We start from the raw sequence: 15,105 nt of genomic DNA, 5'->3' as shown, positions 1-15,105 counted from the left end.
AATATTAGGTAAAAAATAAAAATAAAGAAGACTTAATAAAAGTCTTCTTAAACATAAAACTATTTAAGTTCTACTTTAGCGCCAGCTTCTTCAAGTTGCTTTTTAGCCGCTTCAGCATCTGCTTTAGCTACACCTTCTTTTAAAGTAGAAGGAGTTTGCTCAACAGCATCTTTTGCTTCTTTAAGTCCAAGACCTGTTAAAGCACGAACAATCTTAATTACTTCAATTTTCTTAGCACCACTATCAGTTAAAATAATATCAAATTCAGTTTTTTCTTCAGCACCTCCAGCAGCACCTCCAGCAGCACCTCCAGCAGCTGCAACCATTACAGGAGCAGCAGAAACACCAAATTTTTCTTCAAATTCTTTTACTAATTCTGATAATTCAAGAACACTCAAATTTGAAATATATTCTAATACATCTTCTTTTGTTATTGCCATTTTTTATCCTTTATTCTGATTCTTTTTTATTTTTTAAAGCATTTAAACCTATCGTAAAGTTGGTAATAGGCGCATTCCAAACCTGCAAAAGCATAGCAAGCAACTCATTACGTGAAGGCATTTTAGCTAAAGCTTTAACTTTAGATACTTCAACAACTTCACCATCCACAAAAGCGCTTTTAATTTTAAAGCATTCGTTATTTTCTTCAAATTTTGCAGCTACTTTTGAAACACTTAACTGATCTTCTCCCCAAAGATAAATATTTGTATCTTTGAGTGTTAAGCCTGTTTTACCGGAATTTGAAAGAGCAATATTAGCTAAAGTATTTTTGATTATTTGAACTTTAACATTATTTTCTCTTGCATTATTTCTAAGCTCTTCAAGTTTCTTAGTTTTTAAACCTTTATAGTCACAAACTATAATAGCTTCACTAGCTTTAAAACCTTCTTCAAGCTTAGCAATAATTTCAACTTTTTCGCTTCTAGTCACATCTTCTCCTTTCCGATTGAGATTTCAAGTAGAGTAGATAAAAATCTAATTAAGTATAAATACCTCGACTATCTTCAATCTAAAATAAATATTTCAAGAAAAAAAATTTCTTCAAATATTTATTTTTAAGTTACCTTTTATTTAAGGCAACTTATTTCATATCTAGCAATTCTTGAACTTCAAGCTTCAACGAAGGACTCATAGTTAAACTCAATGCAGCGCTTTTAATATATCTTCCTTTTGCAGCTGCTGGTTTATGCTTATTAATTGCTTTGACAAAAGTAGTGATATTATCAAATAATTTATCTTTAGAAAAGCTTACTTTTCCTAATCCTGCGTGAATATTTCCTTGTTTATCTACACGGAAATTTACTTGACCACTTTTTGCATTATTAACCGCTTGTGCTACATCCATTGTTACTGTTCCAGTTTTAGGATTTGGCATCAATCCTTTAGGACCCAAAATACGACCAACTTTACCTACTAAACCCATTAAATTTGGTGTTGCGATTAAAACATCGAAATTCATATTACCTTTTTGAATCTCTTCAATCAATTCATCACTGCCAACAATATCAGCTCCAGCATTTTTAGCTTCATCTGCTTTTGCATCTTTTGCAATAACTGCTACACGAACTTTTTTACCTGTTCCAGCCGGAAGAACAACTGAACCACGAACCATTTGATCTGCATGTCTTGGATCTACATTAAGTTTAAGAGCAATTTCAACTGTTTCATCAAATTTAGCTGAAGCTAAAGTTTTAATATTGTCAATTGCTTCATTTAAAACATAGTTCTTTTTTAAATCAACTTTTTGTGATAATTCTTTTAGTCTTTTAGTAATTTTAGCCATTTATTTTCTCCGCATTTTTAAAGTGCTTCCGCCTTTTGGCGGTAAATTTTAAATATTAATCAACTATTTCAACACCCATAGAACGTGCTGAACCTGCAATAATTTTTGCAGCTTGATCTTTATCTTTAGTATTTAAATCAGCAAGTTTTTTATCAACAATTTCTAAAACTTGAGCATGAGTAAGCTTACCTACTTTATTTTTAAGCGGATTATCCGCACCTTTTGAAATTCCCGCAGCCTTTTTAATAAGATCAGTAGCAGGAGGTTGCTTAGTTATAAAAGTAAAACTCTTATCAGCATAAACAGTAATAACAACAGGGATATTAAAACCTGCCATATCTTTTGTTCTTTCATTAAAAGCTTTACAAAATTCCATAATATTTACACCTTGTTGGCCTAAAGCTGGACCAACTGGAGGTGAAGGATTTGCTTTTGTAGCAGCAATTTGTAATTTTATTTCGCCTACAACTTTTTTTGCCATAACCAATATCTCCTTAAAATTAAATACCTAAAGTATTATATTATCTTTTCAACTTGAGAATATAAAATTTCCACTGGTGTTGAACGTCCAAAAATAGAAACATTAAGTTTCAATAACCCTCTAACCATATCATATTCTTCTACTATTCCAGTAAAATTAGCAAAAGGTCCTTCAATAATTCTAACATTTTCGCCTTCATCAAAAGCAATTTTAGGTTTAGGGGCTGCTTTATGATGTACTTTTTCCAAAATTAAATCAATGTCTTTTTCATTTAAAGGAGTTGGTTTTTTAGATTCTCCAATAAAACGACCTACTTTTGGAAGTGATTGAATACGATGCCAAAGCTCTGTATTTAAATCCAAACAAGCAAAAACATATCCTGAATAAAGACTTCTTTCGCTAATTTTTTCTTTTCCATTTTTAAATTCTATAACATCTTCAGTTGGAACAACAATTTCTTTAAGTTGCTCTTCAATTCCATTATCTTTTACTAAATTTTCAATAGCTCTTTTAACTGCCATTTCACTACCAGCATAAGTTTGAATAGCATACCATTTATGATTATTCATTAGTTTCCTTTATTTAATAATTAAAGAAATAACTGATGACATTATCCAATCTACTAATGCCAAAAATAAAGAAACTACTGTTACAACCACAAATACAGTGATATAAGCATTTCTTACTTGTTCTTTTAAAGGAAAAATTACTTTCCTTAATTCTGTCTTCGATAATTTAAAATAAGTGATTAATTTTTCCATTTATATCAACCTTCAATATGGCAGGGCAAGAGGGATTCGAACCCCCAACCATCGGATTTGGAATCCGGCGCTCTACCATTGGAGCTATTGCCCTATAAAAATTAAAAAGATTAACTTTTTAATTTAACTTCTTTATGTAAAGTATGTTTTTTTAGTCTTGGGCAATACTTTTTTAATTCTAATTTTTCAGTGGTATTTTTACTATTTTTATAAGTGCTATAATTTATATCACCACATTCTTCACATTTTAAACCTATTTTAACTCTCATTTTAATTCCTTATAAAAGTCAAGATTTTAAAAACCTTGACTTTAAAAATTTATATATTATTTAAGTATTTTTGTAACAACACCAGAACCAACTGTTTTTCCACCTTCACGGATAGCAAAACGAGTTCCTTCTTCTAATGCAACTGGTGCGATTAAGCTTACAGAAATTCTTACATTTTCACCTGGCATAACCATTTCAACACCTTCAGCTAACTTAATAGATCCAGTTACATCTGTTGTTCTTACGTAAAATTGTGGTCTATAATTATTAAAGAATGGAGTATGTCTACCACCTTCATCTTTATTTAAAATATAAACTTCAGCTTCAAAATCTGTATGAGGTGTTATTGATTTAGGTTTAGCAAGTACCATTCCGCGGATAACATCTTCTTTTTTTGTTCCTCTTAGAAGAACTCCAACGTTATCACCTGCTTCACCTTGATCCATCTCTTTTCTAAACATTTCTACACCAGTAACTGTTGTAGTTTGAGTATCTCTAATACCAACAATTTCAACAGTATCTCCAACTTTAACAATACCCTTTTCAATTCTACCTGTAACAACTGTTCCACGACCGGAAATTGAGAAAACGTCTTCAATTGGCATTAAGAAATCTTTTTCTGTATCACGAGTTGGTGTTGGTATATAACTATCAACTGCAGCCATAAGATCAAGTATTTTTGCCGACCATTCACCATCTTGGCCAGCTTTAGCTTCTTCCAAAGCTTTAAGTGCTGAACCAGAAATAATAGGAGTATCATCTCCAGGAAAATCATAAGAACTTAATAATTCTCTAATTTCCATTTCAACTAACTCTAAAAGCTCAGCATCATCTACCATATCTGCTTTATTCATAAAAACAACAATATAAGGAACTCCAACTTGACGTGAAAGTAATATATGCTCTCTAGTTTGTGGCATTGGACCATCAGCAGCAGAAACAACAAGAATAGCCCCATCCATTTGTGCTGCACCCGTAATCATATTTTTAACATAGTCAGCGTGGCCAGGACAATCAACATGCGCATAGTGACGATTATCTGTTTCGTATTCAATGTGAGAAGTAGCAATTGTAATACCACGTTCTTTTTCTTCTGGAGCATTATCGATATTATCATAATCTTTAAGCTCTGCCAAACCTTTTCTTGATAAAACAGCAGAAATAGCAGCTGTTAAAGTTGTTTTACCATGATCAACGTGACCAATTGTTCCTATATTCACATGTGGCTTATTTCGTGAAAATTTTTCTTTAGCCATTTTTTTCCTCCATAATTAAAGTATAATTAAGCAAAGCAAGTCTATATTGTATAATTTTTTCAAATCAATGGAGCTCATAGCGGGAATTGAACCCGCGACCTCTCCCTTACCAAGGGAGTGCTCTACCTCTGAGCCATACGAGCGCTCAGAAAAATTATGTTTATAGACAACAAAAATCTAGGAGATATACTGTAAGTTTCAAAATAAATACAGCTCCCAGTTTATAATCTTGGAGCGGGAAACGGGACTCGAACCCGCGACCCTCAGCTTGGAAGGCTGATGCTCTAGCCAACTGAGCTACTCCCGCAAGCAATAATGGTGGTGAGTCGTGGATTCGAACCACGGAAGGCGAAAGCCAGCAGATTTACAGTCTGCCCTCGTTGGCCACTTGAGTAACTCACCAAAACGCTTTTTCTGGTCAAACACTGTTAAATGGAGCTGGTTAAGGGACTTGAACCCCCGACCTGCTGCTTACAAGGCAGCTGCTCTACCAACTGAGCTAAACCAGCAAAAATTAGGTTGTTATTTTATCTTAAAAAAAAAGTTTTGTCAAGATAAAATTAAATAATATTTATATTTTTAAACAAAAAATATAGAATAAATTTAAATTTATAATTTTTAAGCTTTATATAGATTTTTATACTATAATTCTTAAAAATTAATATTATATTAAATATATTTTAATGATATCCTATTAATTTTTAAGACTCAAAATATTTAGTATTTTTACCTTGTTATTAAGTATAAATTTTATTTATAACTACTATATATATTTAAATTAATATTGATATTAATTTAAATATATTTTAGGTTTATTTATAATAAATTTAAAATATAAGTTAATAAATAGTTAATAATGTTTATTATTAGTTATTTTTCTTAAATTTCTAAATTATAAAGTATTCTTATGAATAAATTCATATTAGGTATTGCTAATTAACTTTATTTTTAGGAAGCAACCCTTAAATGCAAAACAGAATACAAATGTTTTATTCAAGGATAAACAATGCAAAATAATAATACAGCACCAAGAACATTGAAGGTTATATCCATCAAGAAGATACCTTTTTAAATATTTAAAAGAGAATCATTCTATGTTTAAATACAAAAAAGAAGTCGTATAGTTGGAAAATATACTATAAACGATAGAGAAGAAGAGTAAGTAGAATTTTCAATAGCCCAACATTCGCTGAGCAAAATCATCTTGCTAACACTTCTATAACTTATCATTTAGGAATGAAATTATTTTTAGATACTCCCAATAAATTCGCAGGACTTAAAAATGCGGAGAATATCATCCTGCTCAATATAAAGCTTGAAAAAGATCACGACATGCAAAAACCATTCATTTTTCAGATGAATTTAAAGAAATGAATAATGAACTTAAAAAGCCTATGTATAATTCTCCTTGCATAATCTTACCATTAGGAATCTATCCTGATGATGTTAAATAATTAGTACGTCAAGGACTAAAATATGGCTTTATTGATAAATGGTTGGTACGTGGAACTTATCACGTTAAGAATGGAATTAAGTAATATGACTGGAAAAATAGTAGCTAGAGGGAATCAATTCTTAAGATTATAGAGTGAGTTTTTAACTCCTGAAATAACCAAAAAATACCTAATTTTCATCAGGTTTTCCACTGCTTTAGAAGAATTTGTAGAAAATGACTCAAAAGTATGAGGAATCAATTCTTATGTAGCTAACTATGGAAAAAATATGCTTTTTCAACCGGCAGGTTCATATTGTGAAACGTGTCTGATTTTAAAAGTAAAGAAGAATTTTATAAAGCATTAGGTAATCCACAAAAACTAAGAAAACACACAATCTCTAAAGAAATTTCTTGTGAAGAATGTCGCAAAACAGGCTTTAAATTAATATAAAAAAATTTCAAGAATATTATGGAGTAAATCTTCTACCATCTAATTTAAAAATAAAAACAGAGATTTTTATGAATCATTTTGATTTTTTTAAAAATTTAAGCTATATTTATCTTTGTTTTAGAGTTAGATTATTTATCAATCTTTTATGAAATTTTAAAAAATAAAAATATTTTTAACACACTTAAAAAAATATTGTATTTTTAACATTAATAGCTATTTTAATTCATATTTTGCATTAATCTTAAGATGGTATGTAGGAGAACACGCTCCTTAGAACATCTTATGAAAGTATGATTTATATAGTCTTAATTTGTGCAATTTACAGAATCCTTTTCTATAAAAAATCTTTTTTAACTCTTTGTATTGCAAATATTATGGCTAAAATTTCTTTATTTGCAGCTCATCTTGGCTTTATGGATCCACAAATTACAAATTTAATTCCTGTTTTAAAATCTTATTGGCTCAATATTCACGTTTCTATCATAACCACAAGCTATGGATTAGCTTTTTGTTTTCTTTTGGGAATTTTTAGTTTAATTTTACTTATCCTAAGAAAATTTAAAAAAATCAAATTGATCAAATTATTTTAATATTCATTGTATTAATGAAATGGCTATGATTATAGTACTTGCTTTACTTACCGTAGGAAATTTTAGGTAGAGTTTGGGTAAATGAAAGTTAGGAAAGGTATCTGGGCTAGGACCCAAAAGAAACGTGGGCTTTAATTTCCATTATAATTTATACTATAATTCTTCATTTAAGACTTTTGTCAAAATTTAATTCTCCTTTTATTTTTATAGCTGTAAGTGTTTTAGAATTTTATTCTATTTTAATGACTTATTTTGGAGTTAATTTTTATTTATCAGGTCTTCATTCTCATGTAAACGGAGATCCTATATTTATACCAAAATTTTTATATTTTTTATATTTTTTACTTTTATCTTAATTTTTATAGCCTTTTTTAAAAGAAATTTAAAAAATCCAATTTAATTATCCAAAATAGTTTGCAAGTATTAAATCTATTTTAATAATAAATAGATTTATCTTACTTTTAAAATGAAATAAATATAAAATAATTAATATAACTTTTTTTAAATTTTTATAAAATATTTTAAACTTAATAATATTCTTTTTATAACTTAATTAAAATGATATTTTTATACTTATAAGTTTTATACATTTTTAAATTAGTAATATTTAGATTTTAATAAAATTTAGAAAAACAAATTCTTAAAATTTTAACTTTATTCTCTTTTTGATTAATATAAAAATAAATTAAAATTTTAGCACAAGAGAGATATAAAATCACTCTTGCAAATGATGATTTGATATCAGTATTTTGTTAAATTATTTATTATAGCTAAATAAATTAAGAAATTTTTTAGCTCTTTCTGTGTTAGGATTTTTAAAAAATATTTCAGGAGAATTTTCTTCAACTATAGTGCCATTATCCATAAAAATGATTCTATCAGCTACCCCTTTAGCAAAAGCCATTTCATGAGTTACTATAATCATAGTCATACCCTCTTTTGCAAGATTAAGCATTACCTCTAAAACCTCACGTACTATCTCAGGATCTAAGGCTGCTGTAACCTCATCAAAAAGCATTAATTCAGGATTCATACACAAACTTCTAACTATAGCTATACGCTGTTTTTGGCCACCACTTAATTCTCTAGGATAAGAATCAATTTTATGAGATAAGCCAACTTTATCAAGCCATTTTTTTGCCTCTTCTAAAACTTCTTCTTTATCTCTTTTTTGAACTTTTATAGGTCCTAAAAGTATATTTTCTCTTACACTTAAGTGCTCAAAAAGCTCATAAGATTGAAAAACCATTCCAATCTTTTGACGAATTCTAGTCCAATCTTTAAAATCTTTTGTTATTTTTTCTCCATTGATATAAATACTTCCATCAGCGATTTCTTCAAGCCCATTAATACAACGTAAAAGAGTTGATTTTCCACATCCGCTAGGTCCTAAAATTACAAGAGTTTCTTTTTGTTGCAATTCCAAATTGATATTTTTTAAAGCATGATGATTGCCATAATATTTTTGTAAATTTTCTATTTTTAAGATACTCACATTAGCTCCATTTTTTTTCTAAAATTCGAGAATATAAAGAAAGAGGATAGCAAATTATAAAATATATAATAAAAATTAAACCATAAATAATAAAAGGGGCAAAATCATTTTTATTGTGAAATTCTATAATTTGTTGTCCAACTTTAACAAGTTCAACGCTTCCAATTAAATAAGCAAAAGTAGTGCTTTTTACCATACGTGTTAATAAATTCATACTAACAGGAGTTAATCTTCTAAAAGCTTGAGGTATGATAATATAAATAAAACTTTGTAAAGAATTTAACCCTAAAGAAGCAGCGCTTTCATACTGATGTTTAGGAATACTTTGCAAAGATGAACGCACTAAATCCATCATCTCAAAACTTCCCCAAATACTAAAAACAATAATAGCTGAAGTTTTACTATCTAAATCAATACCAAGCCATCTTGAAAGCCCAAAATAAACGATAAAAAGCCAAACAAGCAATGGCATTACACGTATAAATTCTAAACCAAAACGACAAAATGCATAAATATAAGGATTTTTAAGAACCATTAAAATTCCCAATATAAGACCACCAAATGAAGTTACAATAATACTTATAAAAGAAATTTCAAATGTAACAAAAAGTCCTTGTGCTAATCTTAAAAAAGTATCTTGATTTAAAAGATCAAGCATGTCTTAGCCTTTTTTCAATATAAGATAAAATTAAAGATAAAGGTAAAATAATACACAAATATCCCAAAAATAACATAAATAAAAGTTCATCTGTTTTATAGGTGAGAGAATTTAATCCTTTCATTAAATTTACCAAATCTGGTAAAGCTATAATACTCACAACAGATGTCTCTTTAATTAAAAAAATAATATTTGCACTAATACTTGGCATAGAAATGGCTAAAGCTTGTGGAAAAATAACAAATCTTAAATTCTGAAAAGAAGTAAGTCCTAAAGAAAGCCCTGCTTCAAATTGTTGTTTTTTTATAGCATCAAAACCAGATCTTAAACTCTCAGCCATATAAGCCCCGCCTAAAAAACTAAGTCCAGCTATAGCACAAGCAAAGGCTGGACGCAAGCTTTCATCAACACTAAAACATATTAAATTTAAAATAGGCATTTGCTCTAAATGTATATTTAACTTTGGTAAAGCATAATATAGAAAAAAAAGCTGTATCAGCAAAGGAGTATTTCTTGCAAATTCTATATAAATATTACAGATATATTCAAAAATACGTATTTTAAAATAAGATACTATAACGCAAAATACTCCGATGATTAAAGAAAAAACAATTCCAAAAAAACTTAATTTTATAGTAAGAAAAGCTGCTTTTGCAAAAGCTGGAGTATAATGCAATAAAAAATTAAAATCCATTCGAAGCTTCCTTAAAATAATACGCTAAAATTTTTTATAAGTTTTTCTTTATCTAAAATAATAATTTTACCTTTATTAGTTGTTAATATATTATTGTTTTTAAATTCTTTTAAAACTCTAGATAAAGACTCTACTCTAACATTTAAATCAAGTGCGATTTGTTTTTGAGTGATTATATCTAATTTCTGCTCATTTTCCAAAATATAATAAGCTATTTTCTCTTTTAATTCTAAAGAATTTTGTAAAAGCTTTTTCTCTAGAATTTTAATTTTCTCAAATAATGAAGCAATGAGTAAAAAATTAAATTTTGTATTCTCTAAACATAAATTATAAAATTTTTCAAAATTAATTTCTAAAATCTCACCCTCTTCTTCAAATTCAGCATTAGCTGGATATTTTAATCTTTTAAAAGCAGGCATTTCAGCTATAAAACTTATAGGCAAAAAACGATGCAAAGTCATTTGTTTATCATTTATGCTTTTATAGATGCGCACTTTTCCTTTTAAAAGTATAAAAAAATTTTTAGCTTGTTCTTCTTCATAAAATAAAATATTATTTTTTTTATATTTTTTAATATTTCCTATTTTATATAAAAAATTTAAATAATCTTCCATTTTTCCTCATTTTAACATAAGTTAATGTTTAAATCATTTTAATCTGATATATTAACTATAAAAAATTAATAAAGGAACAAAGATGATCTATGAAACAATTAATCAAGAATCTATTTTAAAACTTATGGATATTTTTTATGATAAAGTTAGAAAAAATGAAAAATTGGGACCTATTTTTAATAATGCCATAGGAGTAGATAATCAAAGTTGGCAAGAACATAAAAAGAAAATAGGAAATTTTTGGATGGGTATGCTTTTGGGAGAAGGAGATTATAAAGGACAACCGCTTAAAGCACATATTGAATTACCACCTTTTCCAAGAGAATTTTTTGAAGTTTGGCTAGAGCTTTTTAGTGAAAGTTTAAAAAATGTTTATACAGATGAAACGGCAAATATTATATTACAAAGAGCTAATATGATATCAAGTCATTTTCAAAATATGCTTTATCATTCCTAATAAATCTTTTAATACAAGAGGTTGTTTTTAAACCTCTTAATATAAAAAATTATACTTTTATCTTTTCTAAGTCTTTTTTTGCTTTTTTTAAAATACTCTCATCATTGAAATTAAAAAATTTAAAATCATTTCCATGTTGAGTAAAACCATCAAGCAAATCACCGCTTAAACGATTTTTAAGATCAAGTTCTGCAATCTCAAATCCATCTAGCGTTTTAGAAAATTCTAGTAATCTTTGAGGAATTTCTTTAAGCTTAGTGTATAAATAACAATAACTTTTAACACCATTTCTACCAACTCTACCACGTAATTGATGCAAAGTTGCAAGTCCTAATCTTTCAGCTCCAACTATAACAATAGTACTAAGTCTTGGTAAAGAAATTCCCACCTCAACAACTGTAGTGCTAAGTAAAATATTGCCTTCATCTTTAAAAGATTGCAATATTTCATCTTTGTTCTTGTCCTTTCCGTGGGTAATAAAAACTTTCTCATAATGAGTTTTCCAATAATCGCTAGCTTGTTCTAAAGAAAGATATGGAATTTTATCACTTGGATTCACTAAAGGATATATAATAATAATTTGATGATTTAATTCAATCTCTTCTTTAATTTTTTTTTCAAGCAAAGCAAAACCTTCACTTTTAATACATAAAGTTTTAATTTCTTTTTTAAAGGGCATTTGTTTTATAAAAGAAAAATTTAAAAGTTCTGATTGTATCATACTAAGAGTTCTAGGGATTGGTGTAGCCGAAAATTGTATAAAATGTGGGCTAAATTCTCCATTTGATAATTCATAAATTTTTTGTCTTTGATTAGATCCAAAACGATGTTGTTCGTCAATCATAATTAAAACTGCCTTAAATTCTTTTAAATATGTAAGAGCGTGTGTTCCTATAATTAAATGAGCTTTTTTAATATTTTCTTCTAAATTTTTATCTTTTTTGCCTCCTCTGACAAATAAAACATTTATAAACTGGGGTAAAAGTTTTAATGCTTCATCATAAAGTTGCCTTGCTAAAATACTAGTTGGTGCCATCAAAATAGCTTGTCTTGGATAAACCATTAAAGCAGCACCTAATAAAACTAAAGTTTTACCACAACCAACATCTCCCATAACTACACGTCTTTTAGCCTCTTTAGATTCTAAATCTTTTTTAATATCTTCTAAAGCTATAAGTTGATCTTTAGTTAATTTAAAGGGTAAATTTTTTATCCACGAATCAATTTTAAAAATTTCAAATTCATAACTTTTATAAGTTTTTCTTTTATTTCTCAATCGTTTTAAAAAATTAAAAATCTCTATATATTTTAAATCTTTTTCAAATTTTGAAAAATTTTGATATAAAATATAGCATTTCTCATCATAGGAATGTAAATTAAGAAGTAGATGAATATATTTTTCTTCAAGCTTGCTTTCTTTTAAGCTTTCAAAACTAAGATAATTTTGTATTAAATTTTGAATTTTTTCATCTCTAATACCAGGAATTTGATACTTTGGTATAAATCCCCCTATTTTATTTATAATTTTAGGATTATTAAATTGCCAGTTTTGATTAAAAAAATTTAATTTTGCACTAAAAATTAAAAAAGCACCTGTTTTTAAAAGCTTTATATGCCAAGTGCTGGGATTAAAAAAAACAAAATGAACATCTATTTTCCATCCCTCACACTCACAAATTCCATAAATTTGATTTCTTCTTAAACTTACACTCTTAATTCTAACTTTTTGAGTACAGATTTCACCTTGTTTTGGAAAAGGGGTAGAGTTTAAATTTTCAATTTTTTTAGGCAATATTAAAGCCAAATCAATAATATTTTTAATCCTTAATTTTTTAAAAAGTTCAAAATCCTTAAGATTAATCTTCATTTTTTAAACTTGCAAAACTAAGTTGTAAAATTTCATTATGCTTTTTAATATAAGCATTAATTTCATTTAAATTAACTTTCTCTATATTTTGAAGTTCATTTTTATAATATCCTAATTCTAAATCTCTATAAAATTCATAAAATGCTATGTTTAATCTTTTGCTTAAACTCTCATATCTTAGAGGAGTATTGCCAAGTAAAAAATTTTTAGCTTGATTTAATTCTTCCTCATTAACTCCTTTTTCAACAAATTCATTAAAAACTTGTTTTATAATCTTTTTAGCTTCTTGTGCATTTTCATTTTTTGTTTGCAAATATCCAAAAATACGATTATATGATAAATTTAAATCAAGCATAGCATATGCTGAATAAGCAAGTCCTCTTTTAACGCGAATTTCTTCCATTATTCTAGAACCAAAACCTGCTTGCCCTAATATAAAGTGGGAAATTTTAGCCATATAAATATCATTATCTTTAATATTTCCATAAAATGGAGAAGCAAAATAAATATAAGCTTGTTCGCTTTCTTTACGCACTAAACTAACATCTTTTATCTTTGAGGTAAGATTAAATTTTTTATCTGGAATTTTTTCTCCTTTAACTAAAGGATTTAAAATAAGTTCTAATAATTTTTGTATATCTTTTTTTACGAAATCTCCACCTAAAGTTATAATAAGATTGCTAAGATTTAAATGTCTTTTAAAAAAGTCTTTTAAATCTTTAAGTGTAATTTGCTTAATACTTTCTTCATTTCCATCATTAGGGCTTTGAAATTCTTTATAATCAAATGTATTAGAATTTAATAAATTCTTTGCCAAATAATCAAAATCACTATTTTTACTTGCTAATTCGCTTAAAGCAAGAAATTTATTTTTCTGTAATATTTTTTCATTAAAACGAGGTTTTTCTAATAAATTAGCTAAAGACTTAAAGGCAAATTCTTTATACTCTTTTAATAAAGAAAGATTAATTTCTAAAGTTTCAAACCCGCTACTAGCTGAGAGATTTATAGCTTTTAATTCTAATTCTTTAAAAAAATTATCATCTACTCCCTCATTTAAAATTCTTACCAACATTCTTGCAGTTCCTGGTATCAAATCAAAACTTCTACCACAATTTTTAAAAATTAATTTTAATACTATAATCGGAAGATCATTATTTTCTTCAAAAATCAAAGGAATTTTTGTATTTTTAAAATTTAAATATTCTAATTTCATTAAAACCTTTCTAAAATTTCATAAGCCGTATTTCTTTTAGCAGCTTTTTCACCTAAGCTTTGGATAAGTCTTATCATTTCATCTTGATTCATTTTATAACTTGCTCCAGCTGCTGAAACAACGTTTTCTTCCATCATAGTAGAGCCTAAATCATTGGCTCCAAATTTTAAAGCAAGTTGTCCTATTAAAGAACCTTGAGTTACCCAAGAACTTTGAATATTTTTAAAATTATCCAAATAAAGTCTTGATAAAGCAAGTAATCTTAAATAACGATTAGAACTTTGTTTTAAAATTTCAGGATGTTTTTTAATTAAAAGAGTATTTTCACTTTGAAAACTCCACAAAATAAAAGCTCTAAAACCATTTGTTTCATCTTGAAGCTCTCTTAAATATTCTAAATGTTCAATAATTTCTTCGTTTGTTTCTACGGTTCCAAACATCATTGTAGCAGTGCTTTTCATGCCAATTTTATGTGCGTTTTTATGAACTTCAAGCCAAGTTTTTACATCACATTTATTTGGAGCTATAATATCTCTTACTCTATCACTTAAAATTTCAGCTCCAGCTCCAGGGATGGAAAAAAGACCCTTGTCTTGAAGTCTTTTTAAAACTTGAATAATAGGAATTTTAGAAGCTTTTGCAATATAAGCAATTTCTACAGCAGAAAAACCATGGATTGTGATATCAGGGTAAGTTTTTTTAATCCAATCTACCAAATCCTCATACCATTCTATCTTAAGTTTTGGATGAACTCCACCTTGAAAAAGAATTTGAGTTCCACCTATAGCTTTAAGCTCTTCAATTTTTTTACCAATTTCTTCATAACTTAAAATATAAGCATCATCTTCTTTATGATGACGATAAAAAGCACAAAATGAACAATCAATACAACAAACATTAGTGTAATTAATATTACGATCTACTACAAAAGTTGTAATTTTTTCAGGGTGTAATTCTAATTTTTTTTTATAGGCCATCTCTCCTAGTTCTATTAAGCTTGCATTTTCAAGTAAATCTAGGGCTTCTTTTTTTTCAAGTCTTTTCTTCAAAACTTATTCCTTAATTTATAATCTCTAAT

Annotated in this window: 19 protein-coding genes and 5 tRNA genes; 4 read left to right on the top strand and 20 right to left on the bottom strand. The window is 27.6% G+C overall.

From position 1 onward, the window contains the following. Positions 1-59: 59 nt before the first annotated feature. The 13 genes from rplL to GQV94_RS02415 form a co-directional block, all read right to left on the bottom strand. A complete protein-coding gene (rplL, locus tag GQV94_RS02475) occupies positions 60-440 on the bottom strand; it encodes a 50S ribosomal protein L7/L12 (protein ID WP_200169383.1) in 381 nt (126 codons plus the stop codon). Between the two features lie 10 nt (positions 441-450). Beyond that, positions 451-930: a 50S ribosomal protein L10 gene (rplJ, locus tag GQV94_RS02470; RefSeq protein ID WP_200169382.1), complete on the bottom strand. Its 480-nt coding sequence runs from the start codon at positions 928-930 to the stop codon at positions 451-453. Between the two features lie 151 nt (positions 931-1,081). Beyond that, the gene (gene rplA, locus GQV94_RS02465) at positions 1,082-1,783 is read right to left on the bottom strand and encodes a 50S ribosomal protein L1 (protein WP_200169381.1); all 702 of its coding nucleotides are present in this window, start codon (positions 1,781-1,783) and stop codon (positions 1,082-1,084) included. A 55-nt stretch (positions 1,784-1,838) separates the two neighbouring features. Further along, positions 1,839-2,264, bottom strand: a complete 426-nt coding sequence (gene rplK / locus GQV94_RS02460) for a 50S ribosomal protein L11 (RefSeq protein WP_200169380.1) — start codon at positions 2,262-2,264, stop codon at positions 1,839-1,841. 35 nt (positions 2,265-2,299) lie between these two features. Continuing rightward, positions 2,300-2,833, bottom strand: a complete 534-nt coding sequence (gene nusG, locus GQV94_RS02455; RefSeq protein ID WP_200169379.1) for a transcription termination/antitermination protein NusG — start codon at positions 2,831-2,833, stop codon at positions 2,300-2,302. A 9-nt stretch (positions 2,834-2,842) separates the two neighbouring features. Beyond that, positions 2,843-3,025 (bottom strand): preprotein translocase subunit SecE, encoded by a 183-nt coding sequence (gene secE / locus GQV94_RS02450; protein WP_131163603.1) that lies wholly within the window; start codon positions 3,023-3,025, stop codon positions 2,843-2,845. Between the two features lie 18 nt (positions 3,026-3,043). After that, positions 3,044-3,119, bottom strand: a tRNA-Trp gene (locus GQV94_RS02445). A 16-nt stretch (positions 3,120-3,135) separates the two neighbouring features. After that, positions 3,136-3,294, bottom strand: a complete 159-nt coding sequence (gene rpmG / locus GQV94_RS02440) for a 50S ribosomal protein L33 (protein ID WP_027306288.1) — start codon at positions 3,292-3,294, stop codon at positions 3,136-3,138. 56 nt (positions 3,295-3,350) lie between these two features. Next, complete coding sequence (tuf, locus tag GQV94_RS02435) at positions 3,351-4,550, bottom strand: elongation factor Tu (protein WP_131163605.1); 1,200 nt, start codon at positions 4,548-4,550, stop codon at positions 3,351-3,353. Positions 4,551-4,618: 68 nt separating this feature from the next. Continuing rightward, positions 4,619-4,693: transfer RNA gene (locus GQV94_RS02430), tRNA-Thr, on the bottom strand. An 87-nt stretch (positions 4,694-4,780) separates the two neighbouring features. After that, positions 4,781-4,857 (bottom strand) — tRNA-Gly (locus GQV94_RS02425). A 9-nt stretch (positions 4,858-4,866) separates the two neighbouring features. After that, positions 4,867-4,952 (bottom strand) — tRNA-Tyr (locus GQV94_RS02420). A gap of 31 nt (positions 4,953-4,983) precedes the next feature. Continuing rightward, positions 4,984-5,059 (bottom strand) — tRNA-Thr (locus GQV94_RS02415). A 1,248-nt stretch (positions 5,060-6,307) separates the two neighbouring features. Here GQV94_RS02415 and GQV94_RS07880 point away from each other — a divergent pair. The 3 genes from GQV94_RS07880 (at position 6,308) to GQV94_RS07755 (ending at position 7,382) form a co-directional block, all read left to right on the top strand. Next, positions 6,308-6,436, top strand: coding sequence for a hypothetical protein (locus GQV94_RS07880; protein WP_267904822.1), 129 nt, complete (start codon positions 6,308-6,310; stop codon positions 6,434-6,436). Positions 6,437-6,726: 290 nt separating this feature from the next. Continuing rightward, positions 6,727-7,026 (top strand): cytochrome c biogenesis protein CcsA, encoded by a 300-nt coding sequence (gene ccsA / locus GQV94_RS07760; protein WP_234126320.1) that lies wholly within the window; start codon positions 6,727-6,729, stop codon positions 7,024-7,026. 134 nt (positions 7,027-7,160) lie between these two features. After that, entirely contained in the window at positions 7,161-7,382 is a 222-nt protein-coding gene (locus tag GQV94_RS07755) for a hypothetical protein (RefSeq protein WP_325099641.1), read from the top strand. Positions 7,383-7,783: 401 nt separating this feature from the next. Here the strand turns inward: GQV94_RS07755 and GQV94_RS02400 are convergent, their stop codons facing one another. From GQV94_RS02400 to GQV94_RS02385, 4 genes are read right to left on the bottom strand one after another with little or no spacing between them, the layout of a single operon-like run. Then, complete coding sequence (locus GQV94_RS02400) at positions 7,784-8,521, bottom strand: amino acid ABC transporter ATP-binding protein (RefSeq protein ID WP_200169378.1); 738 nt, start codon at positions 8,519-8,521, stop codon at positions 7,784-7,786. A gap of 1 nt (position 8,522) precedes the next feature. After that, positions 8,523-9,179 (bottom strand): amino acid ABC transporter permease, encoded by a 657-nt coding sequence (locus tag GQV94_RS02395; protein ID WP_200169377.1) that lies wholly within the window; start codon positions 9,177-9,179, stop codon positions 8,523-8,525. Continuing rightward, positions 9,172-9,873 carry an amino acid ABC transporter permease gene (locus GQV94_RS02390; protein WP_200169376.1) on the bottom strand — a complete coding sequence of 234 codons (702 nt, stop codon included), beginning with the start codon at positions 9,871-9,873 and terminating at the stop codon, positions 9,172-9,174. Before GQV94_RS02390 ends, GQV94_RS02395 begins: the two co-directional genes overlap by 8 nt. 11 nt (positions 9,874-9,884) lie before the next feature. Continuing rightward, positions 9,885-10,487 (bottom strand): Crp/Fnr family transcriptional regulator, encoded by a 603-nt coding sequence (locus tag GQV94_RS02385; RefSeq protein WP_200169375.1) that lies wholly within the window; start codon positions 10,485-10,487, stop codon positions 9,885-9,887. A gap of 82 nt (positions 10,488-10,569) precedes the next feature. Between GQV94_RS02385 and GQV94_RS02380 the strand changes: the two genes are divergently transcribed. Next, entirely contained in the window at positions 10,570-10,944 is a 375-nt protein-coding gene (locus GQV94_RS02380; RefSeq protein ID WP_200169374.1) for a group III truncated hemoglobin, read from the top strand. Positions 10,945-10,993: 49 nt separating this feature from the next. Here the strand turns inward: GQV94_RS02380 and recG are convergent, their stop codons facing one another. From recG to GQV94_RS02365, 3 genes are read right to left on the bottom strand one after another with little or no spacing between them, the layout of a single operon-like run. Beyond that, a complete protein-coding gene (gene recG / locus GQV94_RS02375) occupies positions 10,994-12,811 on the bottom strand; it encodes an ATP-dependent DNA helicase RecG (protein WP_200169373.1) in 1,818 nt (605 codons plus the stop codon). Continuing rightward, positions 12,801-14,027, bottom strand: a complete 1,227-nt coding sequence (locus tag GQV94_RS02370; protein ID WP_200169372.1) for a M16 family metallopeptidase — start codon at positions 14,025-14,027, stop codon at positions 12,801-12,803. Before GQV94_RS02370 ends, recG begins: the two co-directional genes overlap by 11 nt. Next, complete coding sequence (locus GQV94_RS02365; protein WP_200169371.1) at positions 14,027-15,076, bottom strand: dehypoxanthine futalosine cyclase; 1,050 nt, start codon at positions 15,074-15,076, stop codon at positions 14,027-14,029. Before GQV94_RS02365 ends, GQV94_RS02370 begins: the two co-directional genes overlap by 1 nt. Between the last annotated feature and the right edge of the window lie 29 nt (positions 15,077-15,105).

The sequence above is a fragment of the Campylobacter sp. TTU_617 genome (assembly GCF_016599045.1).
Classification (GTDB): domain Bacteria; phylum Campylobacterota; class Campylobacteria; order Campylobacterales; family Campylobacteraceae; genus Campylobacter_D.
This window is presented reverse-complemented; position numbering and strand designations above follow the sequence as displayed.